Raw genomic sequence first — 7,973 nt, forward strand, 5'->3', positions numbered from 1 at the left:
GGGACGCCGCTTCCGGAGAGGGCGCGACCGTTCTGACGGGCGCTTCCTGGATCAGCGTCGCGCTGCCCCTCTCCCGGCTCGCATTCGCTCGCCACCCTCCCCCGCAGAGGGGGGAGGGTTCATGCTCTCGGCCCTCGCTCCCCCACCGCGCAACCTGCTGTGGCGTGTCTTGTGGGCAAGCCAACGCTTCGTCCGCTTGGCTTCTTGTTTTGTCGCAGATTTTTGCCGCAAAACCGGTGGCCGCGAGGAGAGAACCTTCAGGCTCGCTCCGGCGAAGACACCCGCGAGCCCATCCGGGCTCCGGGCGCACCCTTCGACCTCATCGGGACGTGAGACGGCCCTAAATTCCCGCGGCAGCGCCGAGATTCAGCAGCCCCATCACGGCGGTGAACACCGCGTAGACGAAGCCGAGATTCAAGGCCACGCCGAGGATGCCGACGCCGAGGCCGGCCGCCACCACGATGCCGTCGCGCTCGACGAGGCCGAGGCCGACCAGGGTCACGGCGAGGCCGAGCGGGATCTGGCCGACCAGGGGAGCGGCGACGATCAGCACCAGGGACAGCGCCAGGAGCAGCAGCCCCATGGTGCGCATGCCGAGGTCGTTCTCGAACACCCGCAGCCGCGGCCGCGACCAGCGCTCGAGCCGGCGCAGCAGCGGCACCGCGCGGGAGACCGCCCGCTGCAGGTCGGCCCGGGCGATCGAACGGCCGAGCAGGGCGCGGGGCAGCCAGGGCGCCGACATGCCGGCGGCGATCTGCGCCGCCACCAGGGCGAGGAGCAGGCCGCAGATCAGCGGGATCGGCGGCGGCATCGGCAGGCAGTTGGGCAGGCCGAGCAGCACGACGAGGAGCGCGAAAGCCCGGTCGCGCAGAACCGCCACGATGTCGCCGACGGTCAGCCGCTCGGTCTCCTGGGCGGCGAGAACGGTCAGGACCTCGGAAGTGCGGGCGAATTGCGTCACAGGGCTCTGGCCGTCCGGTGCCGGGGAGGCGCCCCCGGGGCGGCGCGTGGCGCCCTCGAACGGGGGCGCGGCACTCGCCGGCGGGGTCGCGGCGCCCCGGGCCGGGGTCGCCCGGCCCCCTCTAGCCCACTCCGCAGCCCGGGCCAACCCGCGCGCATGGGTGATGCCCGCGCCGAGATCGGCGCGGACCGGACCCGCGGCGAGGAGGGGGGCGAGCCGCCGTCGAAGCGGCCCGGCCGCGGAGAGGATGAGCCTGTGCATGGTTCACCGAGGTGAGCGCCGTGCTCCGGGAGCGCGGCCGTGGGGGGCCTCACACACGGTCAACCGGGCAATCATAGGGCAGCGGGCCGAAAAAATGCCGCGCTTGCCCATCGATCCCACCCATTCAATGCAGCGTCAGCACCCCGTTCACGGCGCGGAACTCCGCCGGCTTGATCAGCTGCGAATGCGCCACCCGGACGGAGTGCAGCGGCCCGTCCAGCTCGCGCTTCCAGAAATCCAGGAATCCGGTGAGCACGGGGAAGCGGGGGGCGAGATCGTAATCCTGCCAGACGTAGGTCTGCAGAACGCCGGGATGGTCTGGGATGCGGTAGAGGATGTGGGCCGTCGTCAGGCCGTAACCCTCGATCTGCTGGCGGAACTCCTTCGAGACCATGCAACCTCCTCGGCGATGTCGAGATCCTTCTTGGGTGCGCGGCGCTTTGCCGACCAAGCGTCCGATGATGCGGTTAATCGGTGGTTAAGCTCAAGCCGAAACCGTAGCTAATGCGTTGATTTTTCGAGCAATAGCAGCCTCCTCATGCGAGTGCTGACAAGACTCGTGCGGTTTGCCTGCCTCTTACCGGGAGGACGTCCTCCGGTCCGATCCGGATCCGTCATCCTGACGGGAACGGGAAGTCGACGGCCCGGTACAAATTGCCGTGGCGCAGCCGAAGCGGCGCCTTGACGTTGCGTATGGTGGAAAAGATATTTCCATTCACGCGACGTCATGCAAGGCTGCCGTGCCTCTTTCCTCGGTTCGTCCCCTCCTGCTCTGTGCGGCCGCCGGCCTCGCCGGCCCGGATGGAGCCTGCGCCGACGAGCGGGAGGAGGTGCGGACCGTGCTGTTCGGCAGCCTGGATGCGGGCCGCTCGACCTTCGTCAGCGCCGGGGCCAAGTTCGCGCCGGAGGGGATCGCCCGGGACGGTGTCGCGGCCCTCGCGACCCTCGGCTACGGCCTGCGGGCCGAGCGGGATTGGTGGGGCGACCCGCGCGCGACGGGTGGCGCGGCCCCGCCCCGCATCCTGCGCCATACCGTGCAGGCCGGCGCCGTGGCCGGCTGGCAATGGGTGCGCGGCTGGGGCGTGGCCGCCCTGTTCGCCGGGCCCGAACTCGCCTTCGAGGTGCTCGACAGCCCCGGCACGAAGCGGCTGCCGTCGCCGCGCATCGGGGCGCGGGTGCAGGGAGAAGTCTGGGCCCGGCCGACCGACGCGACGCTCGTCACCGCGACGCTGATCGCCGGCACCGCCCGCTGGAGCGCCTGGGGCCGGGTGTCCTGGGGCGTCCGGCTGCCGGGCGTGATCCCGGCCTATCTCGGCCCCGAGGCGGCGCTCTACGCCGACCGGACCGGCTACCGGAAATGGAGCCTCGGCCTCCACGCCACCGACTTCGCGCTTCCTGCCATCATCTCCCCGCAGGTGAGCCTGCGGGTCTCAGCCGGCTGGGTCTACGAGGAACAGGTCCGGCGCCCGGGCGTCTACGGCACGCTCACCGCCTGGATGCCCCTCTGACGCCGTCAGGGAATCGAGGAAGCGGGTCGCATCCGACACGATCGCGTCCCGCCGCGCCGGCGCCATCCTGTCGAGGGTGCGGTACGGCATGGCGAGGCGCGGGTTGCCGCGCAGGCGCTCCTCGTTCTCGATCAGGAAGTTCCAGTAGAGATAGTTGAACGGGCAGGCCGCCGCGCCCGCCTTCGCCTTCACGTCGTAGGCGCACCCGCGGCAGTAATCGGACATCCGGTCGATATAGGCGCCCGACGCCGCGTAGGGCTTCGAACCGAGGAGGCCGCCATCGGCCCACAGCGCCATGCCGTGGACGTTGGGCAGCTCCACCCATTCGTAGGCATCGGCATAGACCACCAGGAACCATTCCTCGACCTGAGCCGGGGCGAGGCCGGCGAGCAGCGCGAAGTTGCCGAGCACCATCAGGCGCTGGATGTGGTGTGCATGCGCGTGGATCCGGGTGTCGCGCACGCATTCGGCGAGGCAGGCCATGGCGGTCTCGCCGGACCAGTAGAACCACGGCAGGTCGCGGGTGGCGCCGAGCGCGTTGGTCTCGGGGTAATCCGGCATCAGCGCCCAGTAGAGCCCGCGCACGTATTCGCGCCAGCCGAGGATCTGGCGAATGAAGCCCTCGACGGCATTGAGGGGCGCCGCGCCGTCGCGCCAGCGCTCCTCGGCCGCACGGCAGACCTCCTCGGCGTCGAGGAGGCCGAGATTCAGGGCGGGCGCGATCAACCCGTGATAGAGGAACGGGGTGCCCGCCCGCATCGCGTCCTGGTAGTCGCCGAATTCGGGCAGGCAATCGTCGAGGAAGTGCTTCAGGGCCCGCAGGGCGCCGGCCCGGGTCACCGGCCAGGCGAAGCCGTCGAGGTCGCCGAAATGGTCGGGGAAGCGGCGGGCCACGAGGTCCATCACCTCCCGCGTCACGGCGTCGGGGGGAAAGCGCAGGCGCTCCGGCACGGCTTGGCCGGCCGGCAGGCGGCGGCGGTTGTCGTGGTCGAAGTTCCAGCGCCCGCCCACCGGCTCCCTCCCGTCCATCAGGAAGCCGGTGCGCCGGCGCATGGCGCGGTAGAAGGTCTCCATCCGGAGTGCCTCGCGCCCCTCCGCCCAGCGGGCGAAGACCGGGCGCGGGCACAGGAAGCGGGTGTCGTCCCGGATCTCGACCGTGACCCCGAACCGCTCCTCCCAGTCCCGCATCATCGCCTCGACCCGCCACTCGCCGGGCTCGGTGACGACGACACGGTCCGGCCGGTGGCGGGCGATGGCCCGCGCGATCTCGCCCGTGAACGAGCCGGCATTGCCCGCATCCTCGAGGGCGACGTAGTCGACGGCGACGCCGCGCGCCCGCAGCTCGGCCGCGAAGTGACGCATGGCGGCGAAGGCCAGCACCAGCTTCTGCTTGTGGTGGCGCACATAGGTCGCCTCCTCGACGACTTCGGCCATCAGCACCGTGTCGGTGCCGGGATCGAGATCGGTGAGGGTGGCGAGCCGGGGATGGAGCTGGTCGCCGAGGACGAGGCGGAGCGTGCGCAAGGGCGGTCAGCCTCTCGCGGGGACGCGGACATCAGCGATTAACATACTGGTCATTGCGGCTCCCCTCCGGCTGCCCGTAACCCTAGCTAGGACGATGGATGTCGCCGGCGCCGGGGCCTGCCCGGGTCCAACCGACGCAGAAGCCGGGATCCGGTCTCCGGGTGCGGGCGCAAGGAGCATGACGTGAAATTCGCCTTCGCGGGAATCGACTTCCTGGGCGGTGTGTTCGAGGCCCTGGTCGCGTCGGGCTGGCAGCCGATCAAGCTGTTCTCCCGCCCCTGCGACGGGATCTACGACCAGAACGACGCGGTCGTGGCCCTGGCCCGGCGCCACCGGGTGCCGATCCAGCTCTCGCGCATTCGCGTCGCCGATATCGAGGCGCTGTCGGCGGAGCACGGGCGCGACTGGGCGCTGGTGGTGGCGGGCTATCCCTGGCTCATCACCGGCTGGCCGGGCCGGGTGCGCTACGCCCTCAACATCCATCCCTCGCCGCTGCCGGACGGGCGCGGGCCCTACCCGCTGTTCCGCGCCATCGTGGACTCCTACGAGAGCTGGGGCGTGACCGCCCACGTGCTGGCCGAGGAGGGGTTCGATACCGGCGACATCCTGGCCCAGGACATCTTCTCCCTCTCGGGCGCGGAGACGCACGAGACCCTGCTCGCCCGCTGCCAGATGGCGGCGATGCGGCTCGCCCGCGGCCCGATCGCCCGGGACCTGCCCGCCCTCTGGCGCAAGGCCGAGCCGCAGGGCGACGGCGCCTATTGGCCGCGGGTCACCGACCTCGACCGTACCCTCGATTTCCGCCAGCCGGTGGACGCGATCCTGCGCCGGGTCCGGGCCTTCGGTGCCATCGAGACCCTGGCGCGCATCAACGACAACCGCGTCTTCGTCCAGGAGGCCCATGGCTGGACGGAAGCCCATCGCCATGCGCCCGGCACGGCGGTGCATTCCTACCGCCGCCAGATCGTGGTGGCGGCCCGGGACGGCTACGTGCAGATCACCCGCTGGAGCAGCATCCCGCTCGCCGATGCGGGCAAGATCGGGCGCTGAGATGCCGAAGATGCGCCGCAAGGGCGACCTGCCGCAGAAGATGTGCGCCCAGTGCGGCCGGCCCTTCGCCTGGCGCAAGAAGTGGGAGCGGGTCTGGGACGAGGTGCGCTACTGCTCGGATGCCTGCCGGCGGGCGGCGCAAAGGGGCGAGCCGGCGCGCCTGCCCGGCCCTTCGGCCTCCGGATAGCTCACGCTTCGAGGTGCCGCGCGGGAATCAGCCGCCAGACCAGGCCGCCGCGGGGCCCGAGCAGCATCGAGACGACGTAGAGCAGGCCGGCGGCGAGCACGATCGCCGGGCCGGTCGGCAGGCTGGCATAGTAGGAGACGAGGAGCCCGGCCACGCTCGCCGCGAGCGCCAGGATCACCGCCGCCGGCATCAGGCCGGTGAGGTCGAGGGCCCAGAACCGGGCCGAGATCGCCGGCAGCAGCATCAGGCCGACGGCGAGCAGCGTGCCGAGGGCCGCGAAGCCGCCGACGAGGTTGAGCACCACCAGGGCCAGGAAGCAGTAATGCACCGGCCCGCTCGCCCGGCCGACGGATCGCAGGAAGAGCGGATCGACGCATTCCATCACCAGCGGCCGGTAGGCGATCGCCAGGGTCGCGAGCGTCACGGTGGCGATGCCGCCGAGCAGGACCAGGGCGTCGTCGTCCAGGGCCAGCACCGTGCCGAACAGGATGTGCAGGAGGTCGATCGACGAGCCCCGGGCCGAGATCAGCAGCACGCCGGCGGCGAGAGACATGAGGTAGAAGGCCGCCAGGCTCGCATCCTCGCGCAGGACCGTCGAGCGGGCGATGAAGCCGGAGAGCAGCGCCACCGCCAGCCCGGCCACCAGGCCGCCGAGCGTCATCGCCGGCAGCGACAGCCCGGCCCACAGGAAGCCGACGGCGGCGCCCGGCAGGATGGCGTGGCTCATCGCCTCGCTCATCAGGCTCATCCGGCGCAGCGTCAGGAAGACGCCGACCGGCGCGGCGCCGACCGACAGGGCGACGCAGCCGGCCAGCGCCCGGCGCATGAAGGCGAATTCGAGGAAGGGCGCCGTCAGGAGGTCGATCACGCGGCGTGCCCGTGAGTGGGATGGTCTCGGGTGGAATGGTCGTGGATGGAGTGATCTTGTGGGGCCGGGGCGTGCGGCGCGTGGCCGTGTCCGGCCTCGTCGTGCGGGTGGGCGACCGGGGCGCGGCAGACCGGGGCGTCCTCGTCCCAGGCCTCGCAGAGCCTTCGGGCGCGGCGCAGGTTGTCGGCGGTCAGCACCTCGGGCGTCGCGCCCCAGGCCACCTTCTCGCGGGCCAGCAGCAGGGTCGAGGGGAAGTGGCGGGCGACCTGGTCGAGGTCGTGCAGCACCGCCACGACGGTGCGCCCCTCCGCGTGCCAGCCATGGACCAGCCCGAGCAGCTCGTCGGTGGTGCGGGCATCGATCGCCGCGAAAGGCTCGTCGAGCAGGATCACCCGTGCATCCTGCAAAAGGACGCGGGCGAACAGCGCCCGGCGCAGCTGCCCGCCCGACAGGGTGCCGATCGGCCGGCGCTCGAACCCGGTGAGCCCCACCGCTGCCAGCGCCGCCTCGACGGCGGGCCGGTGAGCCTTGAGCGAGCGCCAGGGCCCGACCCGGCGCCACAGCCCCATCGCCACGAGGTCGAACACGCCGATCGGGAAGCTCCGGTCGACCTCGGCGGCCTGGGGCAGGTAGGCGATGTCCTGCCGGGCGAGGCCCGAGCGCGAGACCTCGCCCTCAAGGGGCCTGATCTCGCCCATGATGCCCTTGAGCAGGGTCGACTTGCCGGCACCGTTCGGGCCGACCACCGCGGTGAGGGAGCCCGGCGCGATCGTGCCGTCGAGATGGTGGACCGCCGGATGGCGGGCATAGCCGAGGGTGAGGCCACGAAAGGTCAGGCCGCCCGGCACGGAAAGATCGCGGGACGCCGTCACGCCGTCGCCCAGCCGATCAGGCCCCAGAGCGAGCCCGCCACCAGGGCGGCCACCGCGAGGCGCGGCCCGACGCCCTGGCGCAGCAGGGAGAACGGCACCGGCTGGGGCCGCGGGATCGCGGCGTCGGCCCGCAGGGCGGGGCCGTGCGGGAGGCCCCGCCTGGGGCCAGGATGATGCGGCATCGGCGAATCGTCGCTCGGGTCCGGGGCACCCTCGGCGGGTGCCTGCGCGAACCCCATATGGAGGGCGACCGACGGCCGCCCAAGCGCCGATCGTTACACTGTAACAGCCCGGGCCTGTCAACCGCCGCCGGGTTGGGTTAGGACGGCGCGGGGGATGCCGGGAGGTTGTTGCGCATGGACGAGCACGGAACCTGCGGCCATCACGGTCACGCGCACGAACCGCACGCGCAGGAACCGCATGGCCCGGCCCGGACGGCCGACCTGGTCGCGCGGGCTGAGCGGCTGGCGCAGGATCTCGGCTTGCAATTCACGGCGCTTCGCCGGCGCACCCTGGAGGTGGTGGCGGAGGAGGGCCGGCCGCTCGGCGCCTACGACATCGCCGAGCGCCTGAGCGCCCCGGGCAAGCGCGTCGCCGCGGTCTCGGTCTACCGCGCCCTCGATTTCCTCACCGAGCACGGACTCGTCCACCGCATCGCCAGCCGCAACGCCTTCGTGCCCTGCGAGCACGGCCACGGCGCCGGCGAGAGCGCGGTCTTCCTGATCTGCCGCAGCTGCGGCAG

The 7,973-nt window shown here is 71.9% G+C and carries 10 protein-coding genes; 4 read left to right on the forward strand and 6 right to left on the reverse strand.

The genetic code is table 11. From position 1 onward, the window contains the following. Window positions 1–340: 340 nt before the first annotated feature. Window positions 341–961 carry an exopolysaccharide biosynthesis protein gene (locus VQ03_RS24855; RefSeq protein WP_048453591.1) on the reverse strand — a complete coding sequence of 207 codons (621 nt, stop codon included), beginning with the start codon at window positions 959–961 and terminating at the stop codon, window positions 341–343. Window positions 962–1,346: 385 nt separating this feature from the next. Then, window positions 1,347–1,616: an usg protein gene (locus VQ03_RS24860; protein WP_048453592.1), complete on the reverse strand. Its 270-nt coding sequence runs from the start codon at window positions 1,614–1,616 to the stop codon at window positions 1,347–1,349. Window positions 1,617–1,962: 346 nt separating this feature from the next. On the opposite strand from VQ03_RS24860, the gene bcsS reads away from it, so the two are divergent. Beyond that, on the forward strand, window positions 1,963–2,730 hold the full coding sequence (gene bcsS / locus VQ03_RS24865) for a cellulose biosynthesis protein BcsS (protein WP_083468203.1): 768 nt from the start codon (window positions 1,963–1,965) through the stop codon (window positions 2,728–2,730). On the opposite strand, the gene VQ03_RS24870 is transcribed toward bcsS, so the two are convergent. Then, a complete protein-coding gene (locus VQ03_RS24870) occupies window positions 2,653–4,254 on the reverse strand; it encodes a cryptochrome/photolyase family protein (RefSeq protein ID WP_048453593.1) in 1,602 nt (533 codons plus the stop codon). The genes bcsS and VQ03_RS24870 overlap by 78 nt on opposite strands. A gap of 183 nt (window positions 4,255–4,437) precedes the next feature. On the opposite strand from VQ03_RS24870, the gene VQ03_RS24875 reads away from it, so the two are divergent. Together VQ03_RS24875 and VQ03_RS24880 are read left to right on the forward strand one after the other, a co-directional pair. Next, a complete protein-coding gene (locus VQ03_RS24875) occupies window positions 4,438–5,304 on the forward strand; it encodes a methionyl-tRNA formyltransferase (RefSeq protein ID WP_048453594.1) in 867 nt (288 codons plus the stop codon). A 1-nt stretch (window position 5,305) separates the two neighbouring features. Continuing rightward, a complete protein-coding gene (locus VQ03_RS24880) occupies window positions 5,306–5,491 on the forward strand; it encodes a DUF2256 domain-containing protein (protein ID WP_048453595.1) in 186 nt (61 codons plus the stop codon). 1 nt (window position 5,492) lies between these two features. Here VQ03_RS24880 and VQ03_RS24885 read toward each other — a convergent pair whose 3' ends face one another. Genes VQ03_RS24885 through VQ03_RS24895 form a run of 3 tightly spaced genes read right to left on the reverse strand, consistent with a single transcriptional unit; the run spans window position 5,493 to window position 7,413 of the window. Beyond that, window positions 5,493–6,359, reverse strand: coding sequence for a metal ABC transporter permease (locus VQ03_RS24885; RefSeq protein ID WP_048453596.1), 867 nt, complete (start codon window positions 6,357–6,359; stop codon window positions 5,493–5,495). Then, window positions 6,356–7,231, reverse strand: a complete 876-nt coding sequence (aztA, locus tag VQ03_RS24890) for a zinc ABC transporter ATP-binding protein AztA (RefSeq protein ID WP_048453597.1) — start codon at window positions 7,229–7,231, stop codon at window positions 6,356–6,358. The genes VQ03_RS24885 and aztA overlap by 4 nt, the downstream gene beginning before the upstream one ends. Beyond that, entirely contained in the window at window positions 7,228–7,413 is a 186-nt protein-coding gene (locus VQ03_RS24895; RefSeq protein ID WP_157064247.1) for a hypothetical protein, read from the reverse strand. The genes aztA and VQ03_RS24895 overlap by 4 nt, the downstream gene beginning before the upstream one ends. Before the next feature lie 174 nt (window positions 7,414–7,587). Here VQ03_RS24895 and VQ03_RS24900 point away from each other — a divergent pair. After that, window positions 7,588–7,973, forward strand: a 386-nt coding sequence (locus VQ03_RS24900; protein ID WP_083468204.1) for a Fur family transcriptional regulator, incomplete at its 3' end; no start/stop codon positions are given.

It is taken from the genome of Methylobacterium tarhaniae, assembly GCF_001043955.1.
In the GTDB taxonomy this organism is placed as follows: Bacteria; Pseudomonadota; Alphaproteobacteria; order Rhizobiales; family Beijerinckiaceae; genus Methylobacterium; species Methylobacterium tarhaniae.